Source organism: Reyranella aquatilis (assembly GCF_020880995.1).
GTDB lineage: Bacteria > Pseudomonadota > Alphaproteobacteria > Reyranellales > Reyranellaceae > Reyranella > Reyranella aquatilis.
Map to the genome: position 1 here is coordinate 33,621 of NZ_JAJISD010000009.1, position 24,255 is coordinate 57,875.

Sequence of the window (24,255 nt, forward strand, 5' to 3'; positions counted from 1 at the left end):
GCGGTCGGCCGATGCGGGCACTATTCCAAAGTGTCGCCGTCTGGCATGCACCCCTGGCTACCTCGGCTCTTGCTTCCAACAATCGAGTTCAATCTCGTACCCGCTTCAAAAGCTTCATTCATTCCATACTAAGCCGGCATCAGCGGTTGATATCCATGGTTTCCTACCGGCAAGGGCTTGCTCAGGATACCCTTACCGCCCTGCCGCTTCAGGTGAACCTCAGGACGCGCCAAAAATCTTGGTACAATGTTTCGGCGCAGCACGCTCGGCGATCTTCGCTTTACTCAACCGAAACGGCCAAACTCATGAAGGCAAATCACCATCCGCTCGTGAGCGTTCCCCTCGCGGCGCCGATCAACGCCGGGGGGGCAACCGGAGTAGCGTTCCGCCGGCGCTATTCTCTGTAGTGACAGGCGGCCCAATGGCCGGGGCGCTTCTCTTCGAGCAACGGCGCGCGCTGCGAGCAGTCGGGGCGGGCGATCGGGCAGCGGGTGTGGAAGTGGCAGCCCGAGGGCGGACGGATCGGGTTGGGCACGTCGCCTTCCAGCATGATGCGCTTGCGCTTGATCGTCGGATCGGGGATCGGCACGGCCGAGAGCAGCGCTTCCGAATAGGGATGGATCGGGGTGTCGTAGAGTTCCGCCGCGGGCGCGATTTCCACGACGCGGCCGAGATACATCACCGCGATGCGCGTCGAGATGTGCTCCACCACGCTGAGGTCGTGCGCGATGAAGAGATAGGTGAGGCCGAACTGCTCCTGCAGATCCTCCAGCAGGTTGATCACCTGCGCCTGGATCGACACGTCGAGCGCCGACACCGGCTCGTCGCAGATCAGCAGCTTGGGCTCGACCGCGAGGGCGCGGGCGATGCCGATGCGCTGGCGCTGGCCGCCGGAGAATTCGTGCGGGAAGCGGCGCATGTGGTCGGGCCGCAGCCCCACGGTCTCGAGGAGCTGCACGACGCGGTCTTCCATTTCCTGGCGGGATTTCACCAGCTTATGGATGATCAACGCCTCGCCGATGATGGCACCGATCGTGAGCCGCGGATTCAGCGACGCATAGGGGTCCTGGAAGATGATCTGCATGTCGCGCCGCATCGCCTGCAGCGCGTTGTGGTCCATCTTCATGACGTCGGCGCCCTGGAACCAGATCTCGCCGGAGCTGGGCTCGATCAGGCGCAGGATGCAGCGGCCGGTGGTCGACTTGCCGCAACCGGATTCGCCCACGACGCCCAGTGTCTCGCCCGCCGCGATATCGAAGCTGACGCCGTCGACGGCGTGCACCTTGTCGACCACGCGCGAAAGGATGCCGCCGCGGACGGCGAAGTGCTTGCGCAGGTCGCGGACCGAGAGGAGCGGCTTGGCGTCGGCGCGCGCCGGGGCGGCCGCGGGAGAAGCAACGGGGGCGCTCACAGCACGCACCTCACGAAGTGACCCGGCCCGACTTCCTTGAGCGGCGGCACGGCCTGGGTGCAGACATCCATGGCGAACTTGCAGCGGGCGGCGAAGCGGCAGCCCGGCGGCGGGTCGAGCAGGTTGGGCACGGTTCCGGCGATCGCCTCCAGCCGCTGTTTCTTCTCGGCCGAGCGGTCGACGCGCGGGATCGAGCGGATCAGGCCCTGCGTGTAGGGATGGCGGGGATCGCCGAACAGCGCCTCGACCGGCGCCTCCTCGACGACCTTGCCGGCATACATCACGGTGACGCGCTGACAGGTCTCGGCGACCACGCCCATCGCGTGGGTGATCAGCATGATCGCCATGCCGAACCGCTCCTTCATCTCCTGCATCAGCTCCAGGATCTGCGCCTGGATCGTGACGTCGAGGGCGGTCGTCGGTTCGTCGGCGATCAGCAGCTTGGGCTGGCAGGACAGCGCCATGGCGATCATCACGCGCTGGCGCATGCCGCCGGAGAACTGGTGCGGATAGTCGTGCACGCGGCGCTGCGGGTTGGGGATGTTCACGAGCCGCAGCATCTCCGCCGCGCCCGCGATCGCCTGCTTGCGCGACAGCTTCTGGTGCAGCTCGATCACCTCGGCGATCTGGTCGCCCACCGTGTAGACCGGATTGAGCGAGGTCATCGGCTCCTGGAAGATGATGGCAATCTCCTTGGCCCGGATCTTGTCCATCTCCTCCATGGAGAGCGGGATCAGGTCCCTGCCCTGCCACAGGATCTGCCCGTCCTCGAAGCGGCCGGGCGGCATGTCGATCAGCTTCAGCACCGAGCGGGCAGTGACGGTCTTGCCGCAGCCCGATTCGCCCACGACCCCCAGCGTCTCGCCGCGATCGATGTGGAGATCGACCCCGTCGACGGCGCGCACCATGCCGTCGTCGGTCTTGAACCAGGTCTTGAGACCGCGAATGTCCAGCAAAGGTTCGGTCACGCTACACCAGTCCTAGAGAACGCGTCGCGGATCGAGCGCGTCGCGCAGTCCGTCGCCGATGAAGTTGATGGCCAGCACCGTGATGAAGATCAGCGAGCCGGGGAACAGCGCCCAGTGCGGCGCGATGTCGAGATAATCCTTGGCGTCGCGCAGCACGCTGCCCCAGGTCGGCACGTCCGACGGGAAGCCGAGACCGAGGAACGACAGGGTCGACTCCGCGATGATCGCCGCGGCGACGTCGATGGTCGCGACCACGATCACCGGCCCCAGCGCATTGGGCAGGATGTGCTGCATCACCTGGCGCAGCCGCGAGGCACCCAGCGCGCGGGCCGCCTCGACGAATTCCTTTTCGCGCAAGGAGAGGAACTGCGCACGCACCAGGCGGGCCGCCGACATCCAGCGCGTGCCGCCGATGACGGCCACGATAAGCACGAAAGCGCCGCCCTCGACGCCCATCACGCCCTTCACCGGCTCGCGGAACAGGTAGATGACCAGCAGCAGCAGCGGCAGCTGGGGCAGCGACAGGAAGAGGTCGGTGACCCACATCAGCGCCGCGTCGACGCGTCCGCTCGACATGCCGGCGACGGCGCCGACCAGCACGCCGAAGAATATGGCCACGACCATCGCCGCGAAACCGACCGCGATCGAGATGCGGCCGCCGTAGATCAGCCGCGACAGGAGGTCCTGCCCCAGGTCGTCGGTGCCCAGCGGATGGGCCCAGGACGGCCCCTGCAGCTTGGCGGCGAAGTCGATCTCGTTGATCGGTACCCGCCAGATGAGCGGCCCGGCCAGGACGCCGAACAGGATCAGGCCCAGGGCGAAAGCCGAGAACAGCGCCATCCTGTGCCGCCTGAAGCGGCGCCACGCCTCCTGCCACGGCGAGAAGCTCTGCGCCTTGCGCGCGGCCGGGCCGCCGGCGGGAGCGCTAGCGGAAAGCGATGCGGGGGTCGAGCCAGCCATAAAGGATATCTGCGATGAGGTTGAAGATGACGACCAGGCAGGCCGAGACGAAGGTGACGCCCATGACGACGGGCGTGTCGTTGGAGAGCATCGAGGTGATCAGCAGAGAACCGATGCCCGGCACGCGGAAAATCTGCTCCGTGACGATGGCGCCGCTGAACACGATGGGCATCTGCAGGGCGACCAGGGTCACGACCGGGATCAGCGCGGTGCGCACCACGTGCCGGGTGATGACCTTGCGCTCACCGATGCCCTTGGACCGCGCGGTGGTGACATAGTCGAGCCGGATGACGTCGAGCACCGAGGAGCGCACGAAGCGCACCAGCGCCGCGCCCTGGAAGAGCCCCAGCACCGTCACCGGCATGATCGACTGCTTGATGTGCTCCCAATAGAAAGCCCAGCCGGTCGCAGCGATGTCGGCGCGATAGACGAAGGGCAGCCAGTCGAGCTGGATCGAGAAGATCAGGATCAGCACCAGGCCCGTGAAGAAGGTCGGCAGCGAGAAGCCGATGAAGGCGAAGGTGTTGGCGATCTGGTCGAACAGCGAATAGGGCCGCGTCGCCGCCAGCACGCCGACCGGAATGGCGATGAGGATCGCGAGGATCTGCGAGGCGCCGATCACGACCAGAGTCACCGGCAGGCGCTGCAGGATGAGCGTGCTCACGTCCATGCGGCTGACGAAGGAGAAGCCCCAGTCGCCCTGAAGCAGCGCGATCAGCCAGTGCCAGTAGCGCATCCAGATCGGGTCATCGAGGCCGAACTTGGCACGCAGGGCCGCGCGCACCTCGGGTGGCACCGCCGGGTTGGTGGCCAGTTCGTCGAAAGGATCTCCCGGCGCCAGGGCCAGGAGGGCGAAGAGCACGATGCTGATCCCGAGAAGACTCGGGATCATGATCAGGAGCTTCCGGATTACGTACTGCCTGCTCACGCGATCGACCTGCAAAAAAGAAGGCCCTCCCCACCTGTCGTGGGGAGGGCGTTTTCCGACTTAGGCGTCCTTGAACCAGTCGCTGAGGTCCGAGGTGTTGTTGTCCCAGCCGCTGATGTTGCAGTTGAGCTTGGCGGTCTTCGCCGAAACCGTCGGGCGCTGCACGATGCCCATGACGATCTGGTTCTGGATCGCGAGGTCGTTCAGCTTGATGAACGACGCGGCGCGCTTGACGGGATCGAGCTCGGCCTCGGTCTCGCGGTACAACTTGTCGGCCTCAGGGCTCTGCCAGCGGGTGATGTTGCGCCCCTGCCACTTGTTGTCCTTGGTCGCCGCTTCCCACGAGACGAACTGCAGCATGTGCGTGCCCGGATCGGGCTGGCCCATGGTGGTCGTGTACATCTCGAGGTCGGTGTAGAACTTCGTGTAGGTGTCCGGGTTGGCCACGTCCGACGAGAAGAACACCGATGCCGTCACCGACTTCAGCTCGATGTCGATGCCGGCCTTCTGGGCCGCCTGCTTGATGATGGCCTGCGTCTTCTGGCGCGGCTGGTTGATCGAGGTCTGGTAGACGAACTTGAGCTTCTTGCCGTCCTTTGCGCGGATGCCGTCGGCACCCTTCTTCCAGCCCGCCTTCTCGAGGATGTCGTTGGCCTTGTCGACGTTGAACTCGATCGGGTTGTTCTTGGAGTCGAAGCGCGACGGTCCATAGAGGAAGTTGCGCGTCGCCGGGCCGGTGCGGCCGTAGATGTGATCCTGGATCGACTTGTTGTCGACCAGCAGCGCCAAGGCCTTGCGGACCTCCGGGTCGCTGAGCGTCGGATGCTTGGTCTTGAGGCTCGACCGTTCGCCGTCGACTTCCGTCCAGGGATCGGTCGTGTTCATGAGGAGAAACTCGATATTGCCGCCCGGCGTGATCGAGACGCTGCCCTTGCCGCCTTTTTCGAGGCGCTGGAGGATTTCGTCCTCGACCTGCAGGTTCCAAGCGAAATCGAACTCGCCGGTCTGCAGCACCGCGCGCGCCGCCGAAACGGCGTCGCCGCCGCCCTTCATCTCGACCGAGTCGAAGTAGGGCTTGTTGGCCTGGTGGTAGTTCGGGTTCATCACGCCCGTCACCAGATCGCCCGGCTTGAAGTCCTTGAACATGTACGGGCCGGTGCCGACCGGCTTCAGGTTCGTGGGTGCGTCGCGCGACTTGGCGCCGATGAAGTCGGCGAACAGGTGCTTCGGAATCAGCATGCCGCGCGTGCCGACGAAGGCATCGGCCCAGAACGGGGTCGCCTTCTTGAAGGTCACCTTCACCGTGTACTGGTCGATCTTCTCGACATTCACGTCCTGGTAGGAGGCGATCGTATAGGCCGCCGTCGCCGGATCCTTGGCGTATTCCCAGTTGAAGACGACGTCGTCGGCCGTGAACGGCTTGCCGTCATGCCAGGTGACGCCCTGCTTCAGTTTCCAGGTGACCGACATGCCGTCGGCGGAAAGGCCACCGTTTTCCTTGGTTGGGATCTCGGCCGCGAGCTTGGGCTTGAGGTTGCCTTCGCCGTCCCATGCCGCCAGCGGCTCGTAGAACAGGCGCGAACCGTCCTGGTCCTTGGTGCCCACCGCAAAGTGCGGATTGAGCAGCGTCGGACCCTGCCACCACAGCAGCTTGAGCGGGCCGCCGCCGCCGCGCTTGGTCGGCTTGTAGGTCGAGGCCGGCTGGGCCATGGCCACGCCGGAGGACAGCAGGATCTGGCCCGCGGCGGGCGCCCCGATGCCAACGGCCATCATCGCCTGCACGAATCCGCGTCGCGACAGCTTGCCGGCCTTCACCTTCCCGATCAGGCCGCGCAGTTCACGTTCGTTCATGTCAATACTCCCAAGATCGATGCCTTCCCGATGCCGCCCTCGCTATGCTGCAAGATGCGTGCAATCCTTGATCGTTACAGGCTGTAACGTTGCCGTCAATGACAGCACTTGTGCAGGGGAGACACTGGTATGGCTTGGATAGCTCTTTTTCTGGCAGGACTGTGCGAAATCGGCTGGCCGGTCGGGCTCAAGCTCGGCTGGACCGACGAGGGAATCCGTCCAGGGTGGCTGCTTCTGGCGATCGTTGCCATCGTGGTGAGCGGCGCGCTGCTTATGTGGGCACAGCGTACCATCCCGATGGGCACCGCCTACGCGATCTGGACCGGAATCGGCGCCGTCGGCGCCTTCACCGTGGGCATCCTGGCGTTCGGCGATACCGCGTCGACGATCCGTATCGTCTCGATCGCCCTCATCGTGGCCGGCATCGTCGGCCTCAAGCTGGCCTGAGGGAGCCCTCCATGAGGATGAAGGACAAGGTCGCGCTGATCACCGGCGCGGCCAGCGGAATGGGTGCAGCCACCGCGCGCCTTTTTGCCCGCGAGGGCGCAAAGGCGGTGGTGGTGGCCGACGTGCTCGACAAGGAGGGCGAAGCCGTCGTTGCGGAGATCGGGAAGGCCGGCGGCACGGCGACCTACGTGCATCTCGACGTCACCAGCGAAGCAGAGTGGCAGGCCGCCGTGGACAGAACCGTGGCGACCCATGGCGGACTGCACGTGCTGGTGAACAATGCCGGCATCTCGGGCTCGGCCGCCGAGGATCTCTACGACACGGCGATCTGGCACAAGCTGATGGACATCAATTCGACCGGCGTCTTCCTCGGCATGAAGTACGGGATTGCCGCCATCCGCAGGACCGGCGGGCCGGGTTCGGTCATCAACCTGTCCTCGATCTCCGGCATCGTCGGCCAAGGCTACATCCATGTCGGCTACAACGCCTCGAAGGGCGCGGTCCGGTTGATGACCAAGGCGGCCGCGGCACAGCACGGCAAGGAAGGCATCCGCGTGAACTCCGTGCATCCCGGCCTGATGCCGCCGATGCGCACCTCGGGCCGCACCGCCGATCCGGTGCAGCGCGCCAAGACCCTGAAAGGCGTGCCGCTCGGCCGTGCCGGCGAAGTCGACGAGGTCGCCAATGCCATCCTGTTCCTGGCATCGGATGAGTCATCCTACGTCACCGGGGCTGAACTGGTGGTCGACGGCGGCTGGACGGCGGTCTGATGGCGGAGGAGCACAAGACCGTCCCGCCCTGGAAGGTCCTGGAGTCGAAATACAGCTACCGCGACCGCTGGCTGACCCTGCGCTCCGACACGGTCGAGTTGCCCAACGGCCGGGTGCTTTCGCCCTTCCACGTCATCGAGCAGCCGGACTGGAGTACCGCGATCGCCCTCACCTGGGACGGCAACGTGGTCCTGGTCGAGGAGTACCGCCACGGCGCGGCCGAAACCGTGATCGAGCTGCCCAGCGGCATCATCGAGGGGCCGGGCGAGCCGGTCGAGCACATGAAGCGCGAGCTCCTGGAGGAGACCGGGTTCGCCAGCGACGAATGGCATCCGCTCGGTAGCTTCTTCGCCAACGCCCCGCGCCTCAACAACCGAGTCCACTGCTTCGTGGCGCTCGACGCCCGCAAGGTCGCGGAGCCGAAGCTGGAGGACAGCGAGGTCATCGTCACCCACGAGGTCCCGTTCGACCGCTTCCTGCAGGAGCTTCGCGACGGCAGCCGGACATTCCACGGCTTCCAGGTCGGCACGATGTGGCTGCTGCATACCTTCGCCCGAAGGACACGGGACGAGCGCCTGGCGGCCATACTCTCCTGAGACGGAACGCCTAGAGCCGTTCCAGTTCACATTGACCCACTTACCTCATCCTGAGGAGTGCTGCGGAGCAGCGCGTCTCGAAGGATGGGCAACAGGCAAGGTGCGCGTTCCCACCCTTCGAGACGCATCGCTGCGCGATGCTCCTCAGGGTGAGGTCGTTGTTTGAATGTTCGGCTTGATTCAATCTCGCCCAGAAGCGCTCTAGCGGCGAAGCTCGCGCAGGCGCCCCGCGAAGGCGCATGCCATCAGGCCGCCGATCAGCGAGATATGCTCCATGGCGACGCGGAAGTGCGGCGTGCGGGCGGGCTCCTGCATCGTCCAGAATGGATGGGCGAGCAGGATGGCGACCACCAGGAAGCCGCTCAGGATCCCGCAGCCCAGCCACAGCCAGCGATCGAGCAGGATCATCAGGGAGCCGATCAGCAGGGTCGCGACCAGGACGATGTTGAGAACGCCCGCCGGTTCGAGCTTGAGCGACTTCAGTTCGGCGACGCTGTGCTGGAATTCGATCAGGTGCGCGAGGCCGGCGCTCCAGAACACGAAGGTCAGGACCAGCCGCGCCAAAAACCAACCGATGCCGCTGTCCAGAAAGGCTGCGATGGCGCGCGGCGTGTCGTTCCGACCCATTGTGTCTATCTCCCCCGGAAGTGTGCGGCGGACCAATATCCCGCCGGAAGGTCCTTGCCTAGACGGTCGGTGTCGCCGGCAGCCCGGGCGACAAGCTGTCCCCTTTCGCCGTCGTCGCATTTGGGCATAAATATGGCGATGGTTCGCAAACGACCCGATCAGGGCTGGCGCGCGGCGGCATTTGCCGTCGCCCTGTTTGCGATCACGCTCAACTTCCTGCAGCCCCTGGCCCACGCCGTCCTGATGCGCGACGGCGGTCCAGAGGCCGCCGCCAGGACCTGGGGCGTCTTCTGCCTCCCGACCGTCGACGAGGATGGGTCGCAGGCACCCGGCCAGACGGCCGGCAAGCTCCACGAATGCTGCCTTGGCCTCGCACACGCGCCCGTGCTCGGGGAGCCCGCAACCACCGCTTTCCTGCTTGTCGAGCCCGCCGCCGAGGCGATCGTCTTCGCTGGCAACGACGAGGCCCTGGCCCCCGTCGGCATCCGCGACGGGCCCCACCGACCGCGCGGCCCCCCTTCCCACGTCTGACGTCTGAAACCGCGACGCGCCTTGCCGTGCGTCGCGTTCGTCCGTCTTTCGTGGGGAGATTTTCATGCTGTCCGTACGCGCGGCCACAGGCGCCGCCTTTGCAATCCTGGCCCTCATCCCGACTCTTGCGCGGGCGCAGACCGCGCCGACCATCGTGGCCCCGGTCGGTGCACCCGCCACCGATCCTGCCGCACCGCCCGCCAACACTTCACCGGTGACGATGGCGCCGGTCACTGTCAGTGCCGGCCGCGGATCGAGCCTCGACAATCTCGACGTCAGCACCACGGTGATGACGCGCGAGCAGATCCAGAACAGCCCGGAGACCGGTGTCGACCAGATCGTGAACCGCATTCCGGGCGTGTGGCTGCCCAACATCCCGACCGGCCAGCTCCACCCGACCGCCCAGCCGGTGAACATCCGCGGCTTCGGCACGAGCACCACCATCAACACCCTGGTCATGGTCGACGGCGTGCCGGTCAACGATCCCTACTTCCGGACCATGAACTGGAGCGCCATCCCCAAGAACTCGGTCGAGCGCATCGAGGTCATCCGCGGCGGTGGTGCCACCAGCCTGTGGGGCAACATGGCGATGGGTGGCGTGATCAACATCATCACGCGCCAGCCCGAGAAGACCGGCGCCTCAGCCGACGTGAGCTACGGCAGCTACAACAGCTCGACCGCCGAAGCCGCCGCAAGCTACGTCATCAGCGACAAGGCCAGGATGGGCCTGTCGTACAATCACGCGCAGAGTTCGGGCTACAACCTCACGCCCGCACAATATCGAAACGTCAATCTCGTGCCGACAGCCTCAAAGGCCGACAACGTGGCCGCCAACGTCTACTTGGCGCCCAATGAAAGCCTCACGCTGTTCGCCAAGGCCTACTGGAACCAGGCCTACGAGGACGGGCTGGTCTGGCAGTTCGCGCACAACAACTGGTCGACCTACCGGCTGCTGGCCGGCGGCAGCTACAAGTTCAGCGAGAACCAGTCGCTGAACTTCAGCGGCTGGGTGAGCGGCGGCTCGTTCGGCACCATCAACGTGGCAAATGGCGGTTACACGCTGAACAACACCACCGCCACCAACCAGTTCGTCAGCCAGATCGAAGGAGCGCCCAATTCCGACATCGGCGGCTCGGCCTTCTATGAGGCCAATTTCGGCCCTCTGCGCGACGTGAAGATCGGCATCGATGCGCGGCGCACCCTGGTCACCGACAGGAACAACCTCTATTCCGGCGTATCGGCCAATCCCACGACCTTCGTGGTCAACGGCGAGCACCGCTTCCAGGGCATCTTCGGCCAGGGCACCTACCGCTTCACCGGCATCCCGATCGACGTCACGGTCGGCGTCCGCGGCGACTTCTGGCAGGCGATGAATGCCAGCGTTCTGACCCAGAACTCCAGCACGCTCAACGTGGTACCCAATGCGAGCGCCTCGAGCTTCGATCCGCGCATCGGCCTGAAGTTCTATGCCAGCGACGAGTTGACCCTGCGCGCCGCGATCTATCGCAACTTCTCGGCGCCCGGCATGAACCAGATGTACCGCGTGTTCGCGAGCGGCACCGGCTACACCACCATCAATCCCAATCTTCAGCCGATGACCAATTTCGGCCAGGAGGTCGGGTTCGACTTCGTGTGGAAGAGCTTCAACCTCTCCGGCACCTACTTCAACAACAACCTGAACAACTTCATCGACTTCATCACGGTCTGCAACACCAACCCCGCCTGCGCCGCACCCTATGTCTCGGCGGCCGGGCTCAGCCCCGCCTTCACGACGGTCCGCCAGTACCAGAATGTCGGCAACGCCACCTTCCAGGGTGTCGAACTGATCGCGACATGGCAGCCGTTCGAGCAGCTGCGGCTGACCGGCGGCTTCACCCAGACCACGGCCTATCTCACGAGTTCGGTGAACCCGACTCTCGTGCGCACCGGCGTGCAGCTCGGTCAGGTTCCGAACTACATGTTCACGGCCGGTGTCGAGTGGCGGCCGATCGAGAACCTCGTGCTCACGGCTGCGCTGAAGTCGTTCCCGCAATACTGGAACGACACCAACCACACCCAGTTGAACGATGGCGCGACCCTGATCGATCTCGGGCTGCGCTGGTCGCCGATGAAAGACGTCGATGTCTATGGCAGTATCCAGAACCTGACCAACGTCCAGTACCTGGCGCAGGGCTATACCCGCACTTCGTTCGAGGGCTCGACGGTCAATGCGTCGGCCATCCCGCAGCTCGGCATGCCGCTGACTGCGACCGCCGGCCTGAGGGTGAAGTTCTGATGCGCGCACTGCTTGCCTTCGCAGCGTTTCTCCTGCTCGCCGGCCCTGCCGGCGCGCAGCATCAGCACCAGCACGGCAAGCCGGCCGCCGCGACACCGGAGGCCTTCACCGCGACGCCGGCCTTCGGGCCGGACGGCACGCTGTGGCTCGCCCGGGCCATGGCCGACCGGATCGTCGTCGTGCGCTCGACTGACCTGGGGAAGACCTTCTCCGAGCCGGTCGCCGTTACGCCCGAGCCGATGAACCTCGACTGGGGGCCCGACGCGCGGGCCCGCATCGTGGTCGACCCGAAGGGCGGCCTGGTCGTCACCTTCGCGATCTTCCAGGATCGCAACTTCAACGGACGCGCCTTCTACGCGCGTTCGAAGGACAACGGCGCGAGCTTCGGCAAGCCGCAGCCGATCACCGCCGATGCCACCAGCCAGCGTTTCGAGACGGCGGCCGTCGATCCCTCGACGGGTCGCGTCTTCGCGACATGGCTCGACAAGCGCAACGGGCCGAAAGCCCGCGCCGCCGGCAAGCCCTATCCCGGCGCGGCGCTCGCCTATGCCTGGGAGGATGGCGAGGCAGGCTTCGGCCCGACCAGCATCGCCCTCGACAATACCTGCGAATGCTGCCGGCTCGGCGTCGCGTTCGCCGGCCCCGGCCGGCCGGCGGTGGTGTTCCGCAACATCTTCCCCGGCTCGATCCGCGACCATGGCGTCGTCACCTTCAAGGACGAGAAGACGCCGGGACCGGTGCGTCGCGTCAGCGCCGACGAGTGGAAGATCGAGGCCTGCCCGCATCATGGCCCTAGCCTAGCGATCCTGCCCGACGGCTCCTATCACGTCGCCTGGTTCACCGACGGCTCGGCGCGCAAGGGCCTGTTCTATGCCCGTGCCGATAATGGCGACACGCCGTTCGGCGCGCCGCGCGCGCTCTCCACCGCGAGGCGCCAGCCGGCCCGGCCGTATATTCTCGCCAATGGCACCGCGCTCCATCTTGTCTGGAAGGAATTCGACGGCACGAAGTCCACGGTGCGCTGGCAGGTGAGCCATGACAGTGGCCGCCAGTGGAGCGAACCGCGCACCGTCGCCGACACCGAGGATGCCTCCGACCATCCGCTGCTCGTCGCCCATGCCGGCCGCGCCTATCTCTCGTGGCTCACCCAGGCCGACGGCTACCGCCTGATCCCGCTGGAGGACCAGCCATGAAGCTTCATCGTCTCCTCCTCGCGCTGCTGCTTGCGGTCGCAGCGACCGGCGCCAAGGCCGCCGATCTCCAATCGTTCGGCCGGGGGAGCTGGTCCAAGCTGCGCGCCGCCCACGACGGCCAGCCGACCGTCATCCATTTCTGGGGACTGACCTGCGCACCCTGCCTCGTCGAGATGCCGGAATGGGGCAAGCTGAGTGCCGAGCGGCCCGATATGCGCCTTGTGATGATTGCGGCCGATCCGGTGCCGCAGGATCCCGCGCGCGTGAACGACATGTTGGCGCGCGCCGGTCTCGGCAAGGCCGAGAACTGGGCCTTCACCGACCGCTTCAACGAGCGGCTGCGCTACGAGGTCGATCCCGCCTGGGCCGGCGAACTGCCGCGCACCCTGCTGATCGATCGCGACGGCAAGGAGACCGTGCTTGCCGGCGTAGCCGAACTCGCGGAGGTGCGGGCCTGGCTCGACGCCCAGAAGAAACGCTGATCACCCGAATTCATTCATCAGGAGCACGTACCATGTTCGCCCGTCGCCTCATTCTCGCCGCCGCCGTTTCTCTCCTCACCGTCCCGGCGATGGCCCAGGACTACAAGCTCGGTTCGCTCGAGATCACTGCGCCATGGACCCGCGCCACCGCCCCGACCGCCCGCAGCGGCGGCGGCTTCATGACGATCACCAACAAGGGCACCACCGCCGACCGGCTGGTTTCCGCCCGCAGCACCGTGTCCGACAAGGTCGAGATCCACGAGATGCAGATGGACGGCAGCGTCATGCGCATGCGCGAACTGGCGAAGGGCCTCGACATCCCCCCCGGCGCGACCGTCATGCTCAAGCCCGGCAGCTATCACATCATGTTCATGGAACTGAAGGCGCCGCTCGCGAAGGACGCCAAGGTGCCGGTCACGCTGGTCTTCGAGAAGGCCGGCAGCATCGACGTGCAACTCGATGTCCAGGCGATGGGCGCCATGCCGCACGGGCACGGGAAGAACTAGAATCGCCCCGCCTCAAACCCCGCACCACCTCATTCTGAGGAGCCGTGCGGAGCGCGGCGTCTCGAAGGATGGTCAACCAAGATGGTGCGCGTGCCCATGCTTCGAGACGGCTGCTTCGCAGCCTCCTCAGCATGAGGTCGGTGTTTATGGTCGACTATGAAAGCCGACCATCGTTCGCTACATCGCCTTCAGCAGTTCGAGGGCGATCAAGACCATGCCGATCACCGACACGAACCAGGCCAGCGTGCGCAGCCACGCGATCCCTGCGACATAGATCACGGCGTAGGCGACGCGGCCCCAGAAGAAGATCGCCGCGCCCATAGCGGTCATGGCGTTGGCCTTGCCGGCCACCGCGGCGATCAGGACCAGCGCCGCGAACAGCACCATGTTCTCGACCATGTTGAGATGGGCGCGCTTGGCGCGTCCCGCCCAGCCCTTGATCTCGGGCAGGCCCTCGCGGTTGCCGGCAAGCGTGTTGATACCGACGGCCTGGTTGGCGCCGGTGGCCGCCACGAGCATCTGGACGAACGTCAGGATCACGGAGAAGAGAAGGTACTTCAGGTCCGGAGACATTTGCGTTTCTCCCCTTATCGTTATTTGGTCCCGAAGAGACGGTCGCCCGCATCGCCGAGCCCGGGAACAATGTAGCCGTGATCGTTGAGCTTTGCATCGATCGCCGCGGCGAAGACCGGCACGTCGGGATGGACCTCGGCGAAGGTCCGCGCGCCCTGCTCCGAGCCCAGCACGCAGATGAACTTGATCCGCTTGGCGCCGGACTCCTTCAAGCGGTCGACCGCGGCAATGGCCGAATGGGCCGTGGCCAGCATCGGGTCGCAGACGATGACGTCGCGATCGGAGATGTCCTGGGGAATCTTGAGGTAATACTCGACCGCCTGCAGCGTGCGCGGGTCGCGGTAGAGACCGACATGCCCGACACGCGCCAGCGGCACGAGGTCGATCACGCCCTCTGCGAGGCCGAGGCCCGCACGCAGGATCGGCACGACGACCAGCTTCTTGCCGTCGAGCATCGGCGCATCCATCGCCTCGATCGGCGTCTCGATGCGTGCCTGCATCATCGGCAGGTCGCGCGTCGCGTCGTAGCCCAGCAGCAGGCCGATCTCGCGCAGCAGGCGCCGGAAGTTCGTGCTCGACGTCGCCTTGTCGCGAAGCTTCGTGAGCTTGTGCTGCACCAGCGGATGCGACACGACATGGATCGAGTGCGGCAGTGACATGAAACGACTTCCCTCTTTGTGGCCCACCCTTCGAGACGCGGTCCTCCGGACCGCTCCTCAGGGTGAGGTCTATCTCAAACCAACACTTCCAACCTCATCCTGAGGAGTGCGTGAAACGCGCGTCTCGAAGGATGGGCGACGGACGCAATGCTAGAACACCGTGCCGTCGCTTTCGACGGTGATGGGCGGCCCTCCGCCCGGACGCCGGTCGGCGGCCAGGCGGCGTCCCGCAAACCATGTGCCGGCTTCCAGCACCTTCACCAGCGGCAGGTGCTGGGCATCCATACCCAGATGCAGCCGGACATGCCCGGCAATCTCGTCGAGCAGCGCCACGGTGAGCGCCCGCCATTCCACGATCGCCTCGTCGCCGGGCGCAAAGCTCTTTTGCAGCAGCACGCGCTGCTTGGGCCGCAGCGCGCCGGCGTCGACCAGCAGGCCGCCATTGCGATACTCGGGCAGGCCGGTCAGCGCATCGAGGGCCACGACCTTCAGGCCCGCGCCCTCGATCGGCTCGACCAGCGAGTAGCTCATCCACTGTGACAGCTTGTGGAACGGCACCAGCCCGACCACCGGATGCTCCCACACGTCGCCGCGCGGCGAGGGCCAGATGGGCGAGAGCCTGTCCAGGACAGCGGCGAGGATGGATTCGGCCTTCACCTCGCCGCCGCCGGTTGCATTGTCCGCCACGATGTCGAACAGCGCGCCGGGCCGCTCCAGGCCAACGCCGCCCAGCTTGCGCAGCAGATCGGCGCGTCCCTCGAGGCCGAGCAGCGGATTGTGCGCCTTCACCTGGAAGCCCATGGCGACGTCCATCGGCGTCAGCGTCGCCAGCCGCTCGGCATCGACACGCAACGGATCGCCCTTGGCGTCACGACTGAAGGCACCGTTGGCGAACATGTGCAGGCTGGCGACGCCCAGCCCTTCGGAGCGGGCATAGGTTTCGCCCGTGCCCGGCTCGCGGTAGCTCCAGTCCGGGCCGGCGCCCGCGTCGAGCAGGACGGACACGACCGCGAGGTCGATGCGACGGCGCGCAATCTCCTCGGCCGGAAGATGGGCGAGCCTATTGGCCAGTGCGCTCCAACGGTCGCGGCCGCCGACTTCGAAATGCCGCCAGCGCGAATGGAACGGGATTGCCGCCGGATCGGGAAAGCGCTCGCGCGCGACGGCGAGCGTCGCCTGCACGGCGTTTTCCAATCCGCTGGCATCGAGCTGGAACCATTGCGATTGCCCGTCCTGGACGAACTTCAGGACCTTCGACGCCCGTTCGCGGATCGCGACGGGCGTGCGGAGATAGGCCAGATCGTTTCTCAAGACCGGCGCCCGCGAACCGGTGTCGTCCTGGGTCCAGCGAAGGATCCTTCGCTGCGCTCAGGATGACAGAAAAATGAATCACTCATCGAGGCCACGTCCCTTGGCCCGGGCCAGTTCGTTCGAACCCGGCTTGGTCGGGCTGAAATAGCCTGCGGCCTTCTTGGCATCCATTTCGACGAGCGCGTCGGCGGGGATCAGGTGCTCGGGGATCGGCACCTGCTCGACGATCTCGATGCCCTGCTCGCGCAGCGCATCGGACTTCATGTTGCTCATCGAGGCGAAGCGGTCGATGCGGCCGATGCCCAGCCAGTGGAAGATGTCGGGCATCAGCTCCTGGAAGCGCATGTCCTGCACGCCCGCGACGCATTCGGTGCGGTTGAAGTATTGCGCCGCCGAATCGCCGCCGGGCTGGCGCTTGCGTGCGTTGTAGACGAGGAACTTCGTCACCTCGCCCAGCGCCCTTCCTTCCTTGCGATTGTAGATGACGACGCCGACTCCGCCCTTCTGGGCCATGTCGATGCAGATCTCGATGCCGTGTGCGAGATAGGGCCGGCAGGTGCAGATGTCGGAGCCGAAGACGTCGGAGCCGTTGCATTCGTCGTGGAGGCGGCAGGCGATCCTCGTCTCCTGCTTGCCGAGCTTCGACACGTCGCCGAAGAAATAGACCGTGGCGCCGCCGATCGGCGGCAGGAACAGTTCGAGGTCGGGCCGTGTCACCAGTTCGGTGTACATGCCGCCGGTCTGCTCGAAGAGCGTGCGGCGCAGGTCGGTCTCCTTGACGCCGAAACGCTCGGCGATGCCGGGCAGCCACCAGACCGGCTCGATCGCCGCCTTCGTCACCTTTACGTCGCCGGTGCCGCTCAGTATGTCGTTGTCGGGTTTCAGCCGGCCGGCCGCCAAGGCCTCCATGATCTCCGGCATGTTCACATGCGCCTTGGTGATGGCAATGGTCGGGCGGATGTCCCAGCCCGCCGCCAGCTTGTCGGCGAAGACTTCGGAAACCAGATGGCCCCACGGGTCCAGCGACACGATCTTCTTCGGGGCGAACCAGGCCTCGAAGGGCCCGATGCGCTCGGCCGGCGAAGTATTGGTGAGGTCCGGCCGATGGTCGGCCTTGAGCTCCTTCGCCGCGATCGCCAGCGCGCGATAGATGCCGTAGCTGCCGGAATGGACGCCGATGACGTTGCGGTGGGAGCTCAGGCCGACCGTGCCCACGACAGGGCCCCTGACCGCGGGATCGCGCGCACCCCACACCACCGGAGGAGCCGGCTGGCCGCCCTGGCTGGGATGCGTATTCAGTCTGATGTGCGCCATGTGCTTTCCGGTCCTCTGGGAGCGGGAAAGCGAGGAAGCTTACAGCGGCCAGATGACCAAAGGAAGACGCTGGTGAAACCGGCAAAAGCGTGCGGCGGCAAACTTTCATGCGCCATGATGAAGAGCGCCATCGCCTAATGCACCGAGCGAGTGCCTGGCTCACTTTCCGCCGCCGCCACCACCGCCATCGCCCCCACCACCGTCACCCGTTCTCCCTATCCATTTGCCGCGAGGTCGATGGCGCGGCGGTACATGGTCATCGCGGCTTCGGGCGTGTTGTAGCCCGCATGCGCCGTCAGCGTGACATTGTCGAGTTTGAGCAACGGCTCGTCGGGCGGCGTGGGCTCCAGGCCGAAGACGTCGGTCGCATAGTGACCGATGCGGCCCGCGCGCAGCAGGTCAACCAGCGCTGGCTCGTCGACTATGCCCGCACGTGCGGTGTTGACGATGATGACGCCCGGCTTCGTTTTTTCCAGCTTCGCACGATCGAGGAAGCCGCGCGTGGCGTCGTTGAGGGCGAGGTGCAGGCTCACGATGTCGGACTGCGCCAACAGTTCGTCGATCGTGACCGTCTTCACCGAACTGTCCGCGACAGGCGAGCGGTTATAGGCGATCACGTTCAGGCCGATGCCCTGGGCAATGCGCGCCAGTTCGCGCCCGATGCCGCCCAGCCCGACCACCCCCAGCGTCTTGCCGCGGAGTTCCATGCCCTGCATCGGCCGCCAGCCGCCGCCGCGCACGATGCCGTGCATGGTCGCGATGTGCCGGGCCGCGGCAAAGACCAGACCCATCGCATGCTCGGCCACCGTCGTGTCGCCATAACCGCCGATGGTCGAGACCTTGATGCCCAGCCGCTCGGCCGCCGCGACATCGACATAGCTCGAGGCGCCCGTGCCGAGGAAAACGATGTGCTTCAGCCCGCTGCAGCGCCTGAGGGTCGGCTCGCTGAAATAGGTCGCATCGTTGATGATGGTGTCGTAGCCCGCGGCCTTGTCCGGCACGTGTTCTTCCGGCACCGGTCCCATGTTGATCGTAACCGGGATGTCCGCGGGGCCGTGAACCTGCTTCCACACGCGATCGATGTCTGGGGTCGAATCGATGAACAATGTCCTGGCCATGGGCAGTCCTCCACACGGGAACGACGATAGTCCGCAGATTGCCAACCGTCTGCTAGGATGGCGTCGATGAACCGACGCTCCTTCCTCGGCGCCCTGCCGATCCTCGCCGCTGCGCCCGTTTCCGCGCAGTCGCTTCCCGCCATCCGGACCCTCTCCCTGTCGGCCGCGCCCGCCAGCACGACGGTGACCGGCACGCTCGCCGACATCAAAGCCCGCGGGCTCTACTATGTGCCCGGGCGCGCGGGCGAGACGATGAACGTCATGGTGACCTCTCCGGGAAACAACGTCGTGTTCCAGATCTGGGAGCCCGGCACTCTCGTCCGACTGAATCCGGATGGGACGCCGAGCCTCGACGGCAAGCCGATGCACGATGCCGGACCGACAGACGAACCCGCGGCATGGATAGGCGCCCTCCCCAAGACCGGTCCGTATCTGCTGATGGCCTACAGCCGCCGGGACGCGGCGAGCTACACGCTCACCATCAGTGTCACAAGCCAGTAATCCCAAGGCATATTTTTAAAGGTTGCGCCTCCACTGCAATATGCATAGCCTGCCCGCGTGTGTGGGTGGGCCGGCATGGGGATGCCGGACCCGTCAGTTCGACCTCTGGAATTGACGCAGGAGCTGGACATGAAAATGCTCTTTGCGGGCGCGTCGGCGCTCGCGGTGGCGGTCGTCGTGGCCGCCGGCACCATTGCCTATTCGCAACAGAGCGCCGTGCCCGGAAGGTCAGCGCCAGGCCAGGGGATACAGCCTTCCGGCCAGAGCCAGCAGGCGTGCCTGACGCAGTACAATCCCATGCCCGGACAGTCCGCGATCACGATGATCCGCGCCGGTTACGAGATCAAGGCAGCGGTCCCCAACGGCCTCTGGCTCCAGAAGGACAAGGACCTGTACTACTGCAATTCCGGCCGGCCGGTGGAAGGCGACGTGCAGTGCTGGCAGATGCGCGAAGTCACACGCTGCTGACCGGCGAGCCGGAACCGGGCATTCTCAGCCACAAACTTTGCGGAGGATCCAATGCCCGACCTGTTTCCCACGACCGGCGAAGCCGAACAGGAAAAACTGAAAGAGGAGACGGCGGCCGGCGCCGGCGGGATCGTCAACCATCTCGGCCCTGACTCCTTCAGGAAGGACGGGCTGCGTCCCTTCTTCGAATACAGGCCGCTCGGATTGAAGGAACTGACCGGCGGCAAGGTCGGTGCCCATGTCATCCGCGCCGTGCCGGGCCAGCATCCCGACGCGCCACGGCACAGTCACGCGCTCGAGTTCCAGTTCGTCTACATCCTCAAGGGCTGGGCGATCTTCGAGTACGAGGGCTACGGGCAGCACAAGCTGGTGGCCGGCTCGACCGTCTACCAGCCGCCCGGCGTGAAGCATAAGGAGATCGACCATTCCGACGATCTGGAATTGATCGAGATCACCATGCCCGCCGACTTCGAAACCACCGTCGTCGAGTAGTCACGAGGGTTCACATTTCCGAGTACAGGACGGACGCGGGGCGCCCGTTCGTTGAACGTGCGCGCCGATTCACATAGGGTTTTGGTGATTTCGGCTGAATAGGATCGGAATGAAGTCGCTGCTGGCCATTCTCCTCACTTCCCTGGCAATCGGGACGGCGTGGGCGCAGCCGCAGCAACCTCCGCAGGGCAAGCCGCCCACCTGTGTCTCGCAGTATTCGGAAGCGGCCGCAATGTCGCCGGGTCTGCTGATCTCCACGGGTTTCGACATCAAGGCCGCCATTCCCGGCGGTGTGTGGCTGCAGAAGGACCGGGAGGTCTACTTCTGCAATACGGGCCGCGCCGCCGATGGCGAGACCCTGTGCTGGAAGCTGCGCGTCCCGGTCAAGGGCCAGCCCTGTCAGTAGCCGCTCAGGCGCCGTGGCGCAGCAGGCGGCCGGAATGGGTGTTGGTCGGACGGTCGTCGCGCATCGTGACCTCGCCATTCACCAGAATGTACTTGTAGCCCGAAGCACGCTGCACGCGTCGCCACTCGCCGCCGGGGAGGTCGTGCGCGATCTCATCGGGCAGGACCTTCAGCCCATCGTAGTCGTAGATCACGATGTCGGCCGGCGAGCCCTTCTTCAGCATGCCGCGGCCGCGGAAGCCGGCGACCTCGGCCGGCAGCGCCGACAGGCGCCAATGTACGTCCTCCAGGCTCAGCATCCCGTGCTGGCGCACCACCTTGCAGATCGTCTCGGTGGGATAGCGGCCGGCCGTCAGGAACTTGGTGTGGGCACCGCCATCGGAGACGCCGAACAGGATGTAGGGATCGTCGACCAGTTCCTTGAGATACTCGATGCTGCCGTTGGGAGGTGCTGCGAAGAACTCGGTCTCGAGATTCTCCTCGACCGCCATGTCCAGCATGACATCGACCGGATGCTTGCCCATCTTCTCGCCGGCATGGGCCAGCGTGTGGTCGAGCCATTTCTTGTTGCGTTCGAGCTTGGGCCCGACGATGGCGATCTGCGGCAGCGGGCCGGTCGCGGTGATCGGCAGGTTCTCCCGCAGCTTCGCGCGGCGCGCCGGGTCGGCGAGCTTGGCCAGCCGCTCCTCGTGCGTTCCCGTCGTCGCGTCGCACCAGTCCTGCGAATCGTCGAACAGGTTCCAGTCCTCGAAGGTGAAGGTGAAGCCGGCGTCGGTCGTGAGCCCCTGCCCGACCACGCGGATGCCGCGCTCGCGGCAGCTCTTCAGCCAGGCAAGCGCGCGGCGATGGATCTCGGGCCGGTGATCGAAGGCCTGGACGACGTTCATGATCATCGGCCGGCCGCTCAACGTCGCCAGTTCCTCGTAGAAGGCGCGATCCCTGGCATTGTCGCCCGAGATCAGCAGCATCTGCATGAAGCCCTCGTTACGCTCGGCCAGGACGCGGGCGAACTCGCGGCAGGTCTCGTCATGCATGACGTCAGTCGGCATCGGCGTGCCGTCGTAGTCGCGCTGCACCGCCGACGGGCCGGTCGGCAGCATGCGTTGCGCCGACCAGCCGCAGGCACCCGCATCCATCGCCTCGTTGAGCAGGCGCCTCATTTCCGCATGCTGCTCCGGCGTCGGCAGCTTGCCGGCCTTGGCCGCCTCGAAGCCCATCACCCAGATCAAGAGCGGTGAAATCGGCACATAGGGCAGCACGTTCACCGCCTTGGGCGCTGCGTCCACACTGTCGAGGAACTCCGGGAAGGTCACCCAGTTCCAGGGCATGCCCTCCTTCATGGAGGCCATGGGAATCGCCTCGACACGGGTCATCGACATCATGGCGCGTTCACGCTCGGCCGGACGCACCGGCGCGAAGCCGAAGCCGCAATTGCCGATCACGACCGAGGTGATGCCGTGCCACGACGACAGCGTGCAGTAGGGATCCCAGAAGAGCTGGGCATCATAATGGGTATGGAGGTCGACGAAGCCCGGCGCCACGATCAGACCGCCGGCATCGATGACATCATCGGCGGCGCTCGCCGCGATCTGGCCGATCTCGGCAATGCGACCGTCCTTGATGCCGATGTCGCCACGAAACCGCGGCAGCCGGCTTCCATCGACGATCATGCCGCCGCGGATCACGCGATCGTAACGCGCCATTCGTTCCCTCCGGTTTTGCCGGAAGCGTGCGGATGGCCCGTCGGCCTGTCAACGCGGTTGGGTCGCGCCGCAGAACTCAGTTGCGCTTGGTTATATGGATGAAGCCGTTGTTGGTGTTGGGCCGGTAGCTGACGTTGTAATGCCCGCCATTGCCGACCTGGGCACAGCTGTTGCCCGCCGTCTGCACGCGCGCGATGGCATACTTCGTCCAGGCGCTCCCCTTCGACATGTCGACGTCGAGTTCGAACACGAGGTCAGGCGAACTCCTCTGCGCGTTCGCGTACTGCCAGCACAAGGCAGTCTGGTAGCCCGGCCGCAGCGACGTGGTCTTCCACTCGCCATCGCCCCACTTGTAGCGGTAGCTGATCTGGGCCTGCGTCTGATTGTGCAGACAGGCGCAGCCATGCGTGATCTGCTGGGCGGCCGCCGGCCGGGAAAACGACGCGCCGCCCACACCGACGAGCGCCACAGCCACGGCGGCCGCCTTTAACCCTGATTTCATTGAACTCCCCCGAGTGACGCTCCGAGCCTAAAGTTACTGCCCTGAGGCTGCAAGCTTCACGAATTGGCGTTCAACCAGATTTGTTCCGGCAATCGAAGGTGACCACGCGGGGCGCGTAGGGCTGCAGCGGCGGGGCGTCCGGAAAGCTCTTCTTCGGCCACGTTCCGTCGGCCAGGTGGCGATCGATCACCGGCACAAGGAGCTGCAGCACGATCCAGGCCCGAAGCCTCTCCCCCTCCGGCGTGCCATGGATGGCGTCGACGAAGAGGTCGGGGTCGGAGGGCATCAGCCTGGCGACGTCGAGAAAGTCGATGCCGCGCAGCCGGGCGAACTTCTCCAGCACGCGGTTCTGGAACAGCGCCAGGCGCTCGAGGTCGCGATAGCGGAACGGCGCATAGCCATAGTTGAGATATTCGAGGATCAGCCGGTGCCGCGCGGGATCCAGGACCATGCCGTCGGACACCAACCACTTGTACGAGGCGATCGCCAGCTCGCCGCCGGCCTTTCGGGCCGTTGCATCGATCCGGCCAAGGTCGGCGAGGATGGTCGCGAGATTCACCGGCAGATCGACGCGCGCGATGTCGGGATCCTTCTCGTCGAGACCCTTCGGCCAGACGACCTTATAGTCGGGCTTCGGCCACTCGCGTCCCTCGGTGATCGCCCTGGCGGTTGCGTCGCCCCGTGCATCGCCGGATTTCTCCCCCGGAGCTGAGCCGTATTGCGCCAGGAAGTTCTCAAGCCGACGGGCCAGCGCGAAGGTATAGCCAAGATCCACCAGCACACGGTGCAACAGGCCGGGCTCCGGCTGTGGCTTGATCCGCAGGCTGGGCTGAGGCGGCGGCATGTCGGGTACGATCGTCTGCAGGAAGAACTGGTTGGCGCCCTCGTAGTAGACGACAAGATCGGGCGAGAGCGGCGCCACCTCGTTCTTCATGATGGCCGCTATGTCGGGCGATGCGATGCTTTCACGGCCGGCGTTCAGCACCTCAAACCGGAGGTCGAGTTTCTTCGCCGCCGCCCAGCGGTTGAGCCAGTAGCCCACATGCTCGGGATACGAATAGAGAAAGTTGTGCGAACTGACCGTGGTCGAGGCGCCGATGAAGGCGATCCGGATCGTCTTCGGTTGCCGCGCCACCGGCACGGGCGGTCCGCGAAAGCCGTACTCGTTGGTCACCAGCCCGATCGGCGTCGTCCTGTTCGGAAGGAAGCGGAAGCGTGGCCAGCGTTCCCCATCCGCCGGATCGTAGACGTAGATCTGACCCGGAGCGTCCTTGAGGTAGAAGTGCTTGCACGGATCGGGACCCACGAAGGCGCTGTTCCACGCCTTGAACATGTCCGACCGCCGGGTGCCTTCCGTCACGCCGCTCGCTTCGACGCGGCGGATCAGTTCGATGTCCTCGGGCCTGGCCGGCTGGCGGTTCGGAAGCGGCGCCGGGTTCTCGCCGAACCAGGCGCGCTGAACGCCTTCCGCCAGTGGAATTTCAGCGAGATGCTTCAGCGCATCGCTCGGCGCTTCCGCTTCGAGCCATCGCACCAGCCCTTCGGCCGCCGCGGTGCAAAGCACCACGGAAAACAGGACCAGAAGCGCGTTCTTCAGCAGGGTCGGCACAGCTGGATGTTTAGTACGCCCCCCGGCCCAAGGCCAGCAAGGCGGGCGATCTCGC

26 protein-coding genes are annotated in these 24,255 nt (G+C 65.6%); 12 read left to right on the top strand and 14 right to left on the bottom strand.

The window, feature by feature from the left end; all coding sequences use genetic code 11:
• Positions 1-394 precede the first annotated feature (394 nt).
• The 5 genes from LJ725_RS19835 to LJ725_RS19855 all read right to left on the bottom strand — a co-directional run bounded on the left by LJ725_RS19835 (position 395) and on the right by LJ725_RS19855 (position 6,118).
• The gene (locus LJ725_RS19835; RefSeq protein WP_329958380.1) at positions 395-1,411 is read right to left on the bottom strand and encodes an ABC transporter ATP-binding protein; all 1,017 of its coding nucleotides are present in this window, start codon (positions 1,409-1,411) and stop codon (positions 395-397) included.
• Positions 1,408-2,319, bottom strand: a complete 912-nt coding sequence (locus tag LJ725_RS19840) for an ABC transporter ATP-binding protein (RefSeq protein ID WP_230552764.1) — start codon at positions 2,317-2,319, stop codon at positions 1,408-1,410. The genes LJ725_RS19835 and LJ725_RS19840 overlap by 4 nt, the downstream gene beginning before the upstream one ends.
• Before the next feature lie 72 nt (positions 2,320-2,391).
• Positions 2,392-3,339 (bottom strand): ABC transporter permease, encoded by a 948-nt coding sequence (locus tag LJ725_RS19845; protein ID WP_230552465.1) that lies wholly within the window; start codon positions 3,337-3,339, stop codon positions 2,392-2,394.
• Positions 3,305-4,267 carry an ABC transporter permease gene (locus LJ725_RS19850; RefSeq protein WP_289298387.1) on the bottom strand — a complete coding sequence of 321 codons (963 nt, stop codon included), beginning with the start codon at positions 4,265-4,267 and terminating at the stop codon, positions 3,305-3,307. The genes LJ725_RS19845 and LJ725_RS19850 overlap by 35 nt, the downstream gene beginning before the upstream one ends.
• A gap of 60 nt (positions 4,268-4,327) precedes the next feature.
• Entirely contained in the window at positions 4,328-6,118 is a 1,791-nt protein-coding gene (locus LJ725_RS19855; RefSeq protein WP_230552467.1) for a peptide ABC transporter substrate-binding protein, read from the bottom strand.
• A 129-nt stretch (positions 6,119-6,247) separates the two neighbouring features.
• Here LJ725_RS19855 and LJ725_RS19860 point away from each other — a divergent pair, with 129 nt between their 5' ends.
• Genes LJ725_RS19860 through LJ725_RS19870 form a run of 3 tightly spaced genes read left to right on the top strand, consistent with a single transcriptional unit; the run spans position 6,248 to position 7,931 of the window.
• On the top strand, positions 6,248-6,565 hold the full coding sequence (locus LJ725_RS19860) for a DMT family transporter (RefSeq protein WP_230552468.1): 318 nt from the start codon (positions 6,248-6,250) through the stop codon (positions 6,563-6,565).
• Between the two features lie 11 nt (positions 6,566-6,576).
• On the top strand, positions 6,577-7,335 hold the full coding sequence (locus LJ725_RS19865; RefSeq protein WP_230552469.1) for a glucose 1-dehydrogenase: 759 nt from the start codon (positions 6,577-6,579) through the stop codon (positions 7,333-7,335).
• Positions 7,335-7,931, top strand: a complete 597-nt coding sequence (locus LJ725_RS19870; protein ID WP_230552470.1) for an NUDIX hydrolase — start codon at positions 7,335-7,337, stop codon at positions 7,929-7,931. Before LJ725_RS19865 ends, LJ725_RS19870 begins: the two co-directional genes overlap by 1 nt.
• A 201-nt stretch (positions 7,932-8,132) precedes the next feature.
• Here LJ725_RS19870 and LJ725_RS19875 read toward each other — a convergent pair whose 3' ends face one another.
• Positions 8,133-8,558: a DoxX family protein gene (locus tag LJ725_RS19875; protein ID WP_230552472.1), complete on the bottom strand. Its 426-nt coding sequence runs from the start codon at positions 8,556-8,558 to the stop codon at positions 8,133-8,135.
• Between the two features lie 138 nt (positions 8,559-8,696).
• On the opposite strand from LJ725_RS19875, the gene LJ725_RS19880 reads away from it, so the two are divergent.
• The 5 genes from LJ725_RS19880 (at position 8,697) to LJ725_RS19900 (ending at position 13,545) form a co-directional block, all read left to right on the top strand.
• Positions 8,697-9,089, top strand: coding sequence for a DUF2946 family protein (locus LJ725_RS19880; protein WP_230552474.1), 393 nt, complete (start codon positions 8,697-8,699; stop codon positions 9,087-9,089).
• 64 nt (positions 9,090-9,153) lie between these two features.
• Entirely contained in the window at positions 9,154-11,364 is a 2,211-nt protein-coding gene (locus LJ725_RS19885) for a TonB-dependent receptor (protein WP_230552476.1), read from the top strand.
• Positions 11,364-12,557, top strand: a complete 1,194-nt coding sequence (locus LJ725_RS19890) for a sialidase family protein (protein WP_230552478.1) — start codon at positions 11,364-11,366, stop codon at positions 12,555-12,557. The genes LJ725_RS19885 and LJ725_RS19890 overlap by 1 nt, the downstream gene beginning before the upstream one ends.
• Positions 12,554-13,039, top strand: a complete 486-nt coding sequence (locus LJ725_RS19895) for a TlpA family protein disulfide reductase (protein ID WP_230552480.1) — start codon at positions 12,554-12,556, stop codon at positions 13,037-13,039. The genes LJ725_RS19890 and LJ725_RS19895 overlap by 4 nt, the downstream gene beginning before the upstream one ends.
• 32 nt (positions 13,040-13,071) lie before the next feature.
• Entirely contained in the window at positions 13,072-13,545 is a 474-nt protein-coding gene (locus LJ725_RS19900; protein WP_230552482.1) for a copper chaperone PCu(A)C, read from the top strand.
• 177 nt (positions 13,546-13,722) lie between these two features.
• On the opposite strand, the gene LJ725_RS19905 is transcribed toward LJ725_RS19900, so the two are convergent.
• The 5 genes from LJ725_RS19905 to LJ725_RS19925 form a co-directional block, all read right to left on the bottom strand.
• Entirely contained in the window at positions 13,723-14,118 is a 396-nt protein-coding gene (locus tag LJ725_RS19905; RefSeq protein WP_230552484.1) for an MAPEG family protein, read from the bottom strand.
• 20 nt (positions 14,119-14,138) lie between these two features.
• Positions 14,139-14,777, bottom strand: a complete 639-nt coding sequence (upp, locus tag LJ725_RS19910) for a uracil phosphoribosyltransferase (protein ID WP_230552486.1) — start codon at positions 14,775-14,777, stop codon at positions 14,139-14,141.
• 150 nt (positions 14,778-14,927) lie between these two features.
• Positions 14,928-16,088 carry a URC4/urg3 family protein gene (locus LJ725_RS19915; protein ID WP_230552488.1) on the bottom strand — a complete coding sequence of 387 codons (1,161 nt, stop codon included), beginning with the start codon at positions 16,086-16,088 and terminating at the stop codon, positions 14,928-14,930.
• A gap of 78 nt (positions 16,089-16,166) precedes the next feature.
• Entirely contained in the window at positions 16,167-17,402 is a 1,236-nt protein-coding gene (locus LJ725_RS19920) for a GTP cyclohydrolase II (protein ID WP_230552489.1), read from the bottom strand.
• Positions 17,403-17,617: 215 nt separating this feature from the next.
• Positions 17,618-18,520 (bottom strand): 2-hydroxyacid dehydrogenase, encoded by a 903-nt coding sequence (locus LJ725_RS19925; protein ID WP_230552490.1) that lies wholly within the window; start codon positions 18,518-18,520, stop codon positions 17,618-17,620.
• A gap of 66 nt (positions 18,521-18,586) precedes the next feature.
• Between LJ725_RS19925 and LJ725_RS19930 the strand changes: the two genes are divergently transcribed.
• The 4 genes from LJ725_RS19930 to LJ725_RS19945 all read left to right on the top strand — a co-directional run bounded on the left by LJ725_RS19930 (position 18,587) and on the right by LJ725_RS19945 (position 20,387).
• Positions 18,587-19,021, top strand: coding sequence for a hypothetical protein (locus LJ725_RS19930; RefSeq protein ID WP_230552491.1), 435 nt, complete (start codon positions 18,587-18,589; stop codon positions 19,019-19,021).
• A 129-nt stretch (positions 19,022-19,150) separates the two neighbouring features.
• On the top strand, positions 19,151-19,489 hold the full coding sequence (locus LJ725_RS19935) for a hypothetical protein (protein ID WP_230552492.1): 339 nt from the start codon (positions 19,151-19,153) through the stop codon (positions 19,487-19,489).
• Between the two features lie 51 nt (positions 19,490-19,540).
• On the top strand, positions 19,541-19,981 hold the full coding sequence (locus LJ725_RS19940) for a cupin domain-containing protein (RefSeq protein WP_230552493.1): 441 nt from the start codon (positions 19,541-19,543) through the stop codon (positions 19,979-19,981).
• A gap of 109 nt (positions 19,982-20,090) precedes the next feature.
• Entirely contained in the window at positions 20,091-20,387 is a 297-nt protein-coding gene (locus tag LJ725_RS19945; RefSeq protein WP_230552494.1) for a hypothetical protein, read from the top strand.
• Positions 20,388-20,391: 4 nt separating this feature from the next.
• On the opposite strand, the gene LJ725_RS19950 is transcribed toward LJ725_RS19945, so the two are convergent.
• The 3 genes from LJ725_RS19950 to LJ725_RS19960 all read right to left on the bottom strand — a co-directional run bounded on the left by LJ725_RS19950 (position 20,392) and on the right by LJ725_RS19960 (position 24,200).
• Positions 20,392-22,089, bottom strand: a complete 1,698-nt coding sequence (locus LJ725_RS19950) for an N-acyl-D-amino-acid deacylase family protein (RefSeq protein ID WP_230552495.1) — start codon at positions 22,087-22,089, stop codon at positions 20,392-20,394.
• Positions 22,090-22,165: 76 nt separating this feature from the next.
• A complete protein-coding gene (locus tag LJ725_RS19955) occupies positions 22,166-22,591 on the bottom strand; it encodes a hypothetical protein (RefSeq protein WP_230552496.1) in 426 nt (141 codons plus the stop codon).
• 70 nt (positions 22,592-22,661) lie between these two features.
• Positions 22,662-24,200, bottom strand: a complete 1,539-nt coding sequence (locus tag LJ725_RS19960) for an SGNH/GDSL hydrolase family protein (protein WP_230552498.1) — start codon at positions 24,198-24,200, stop codon at positions 22,662-22,664.
• Positions 24,201-24,255: the final 55 nt, after the last annotated feature.

Excerpts from the sequence above, each read along its gene's own strand:
- LJ725_RS19840 (WP_230552764.1), bottom strand. The coding sequence starts at position 2,319 with ATGGTGCGCGCCGTCGACGGGGTCGATCTCCACATCGATCGCGGCGAG.
- LJ725_RS19845 (WP_230552465.1), bottom strand. The coding sequence starts at position 3,339 with ATGGCTGGCTCGACCCCCGCATCGCTTTCCGCTAGCGCTCCCGCCGGC.
- LJ725_RS19855 (WP_230552467.1), bottom strand. The coding sequence starts at position 6,118 with ATGAACGAACGTGAACTGCGCGGCCTGATCGGGAAGGTGAAGGCCGGC.
- LJ725_RS19860 (WP_230552468.1), top strand. The coding sequence starts at position 6,248 with ATGGCTTGGATAGCTCTTTTTCTGGCAGGACTGTGCGAAATCGGCTGG.
- LJ725_RS19865 (WP_230552469.1), top strand. The coding sequence starts at position 6,577 with ATGAGGATGAAGGACAAGGTCGCGCTGATCACCGGCGCGGCCAGCGGA.
- LJ725_RS19870 (WP_230552470.1), top strand. The coding sequence starts at position 7,335 with ATGGCGGAGGAGCACAAGACCGTCCCGCCCTGGAAGGTCCTGGAGTCG.
- LJ725_RS19875 (WP_230552472.1), bottom strand. The coding sequence starts at position 8,558 with ATGGGTCGGAACGACACGCCGCGCGCCATCGCAGCCTTTCTGGACAGC.
- LJ725_RS19880 (WP_230552474.1), top strand. The coding sequence starts at position 8,697 with ATGGTTCGCAAACGACCCGATCAGGGCTGGCGCGCGGCGGCATTTGCC.
- LJ725_RS19885 (WP_230552476.1), top strand. The coding sequence starts at position 9,154 with ATGCTGTCCGTACGCGCGGCCACAGGCGCCGCCTTTGCAATCCTGGCC.
- LJ725_RS19890 (WP_230552478.1), top strand. The coding sequence starts at position 11,364 with ATGCGCGCACTGCTTGCCTTCGCAGCGTTTCTCCTGCTCGCCGGCCCT.
- LJ725_RS19895 (WP_230552480.1), top strand. The coding sequence starts at position 12,554 with ATGAAGCTTCATCGTCTCCTCCTCGCGCTGCTGCTTGCGGTCGCAGCG.
- LJ725_RS19900 (WP_230552482.1), top strand. The coding sequence starts at position 13,072 with ATGTTCGCCCGTCGCCTCATTCTCGCCGCCGCCGTTTCTCTCCTCACC.
- LJ725_RS19905 (WP_230552484.1), bottom strand. The coding sequence starts at position 14,118 with ATGTCTCCGGACCTGAAGTACCTTCTCTTCTCCGTGATCCTGACGTTC.
- upp (WP_230552486.1), bottom strand. The coding sequence starts at position 14,777 with ATGTCACTGCCGCACTCGATCCATGTCGTGTCGCATCCGCTGGTGCAG.
- LJ725_RS19920 (WP_230552489.1), bottom strand. The coding sequence starts at position 17,402 with ATGGCGCACATCAGACTGAATACGCATCCCAGCCAGGGCGGCCAGCCG.
- LJ725_RS19925 (WP_230552490.1), bottom strand. The coding sequence starts at position 18,520 with ATGGCCAGGACATTGTTCATCGATTCGACCCCAGACATCGATCGCGTG.
- LJ725_RS19930 (WP_230552491.1), top strand. The coding sequence starts at position 18,587 with ATGAACCGACGCTCCTTCCTCGGCGCCCTGCCGATCCTCGCCGCTGCG.
- LJ725_RS19935 (WP_230552492.1), top strand. The coding sequence starts at position 19,151 with ATGAAAATGCTCTTTGCGGGCGCGTCGGCGCTCGCGGTGGCGGTCGTC.
- LJ725_RS19940 (WP_230552493.1), top strand. The coding sequence starts at position 19,541 with ATGCCCGACCTGTTTCCCACGACCGGCGAAGCCGAACAGGAAAAACTG.
- LJ725_RS19945 (WP_230552494.1), top strand. The coding sequence starts at position 20,091 with ATGAAGTCGCTGCTGGCCATTCTCCTCACTTCCCTGGCAATCGGGACG.
- LJ725_RS19950 (WP_230552495.1), bottom strand. The coding sequence starts at position 22,089 with ATGGCGCGTTACGATCGCGTGATCCGCGGCGGCATGATCGTCGATGGA.
- LJ725_RS19955 (WP_230552496.1), bottom strand. The coding sequence starts at position 22,591 with ATGAAATCAGGGTTAAAGGCGGCCGCCGTGGCTGTGGCGCTCGTCGGT.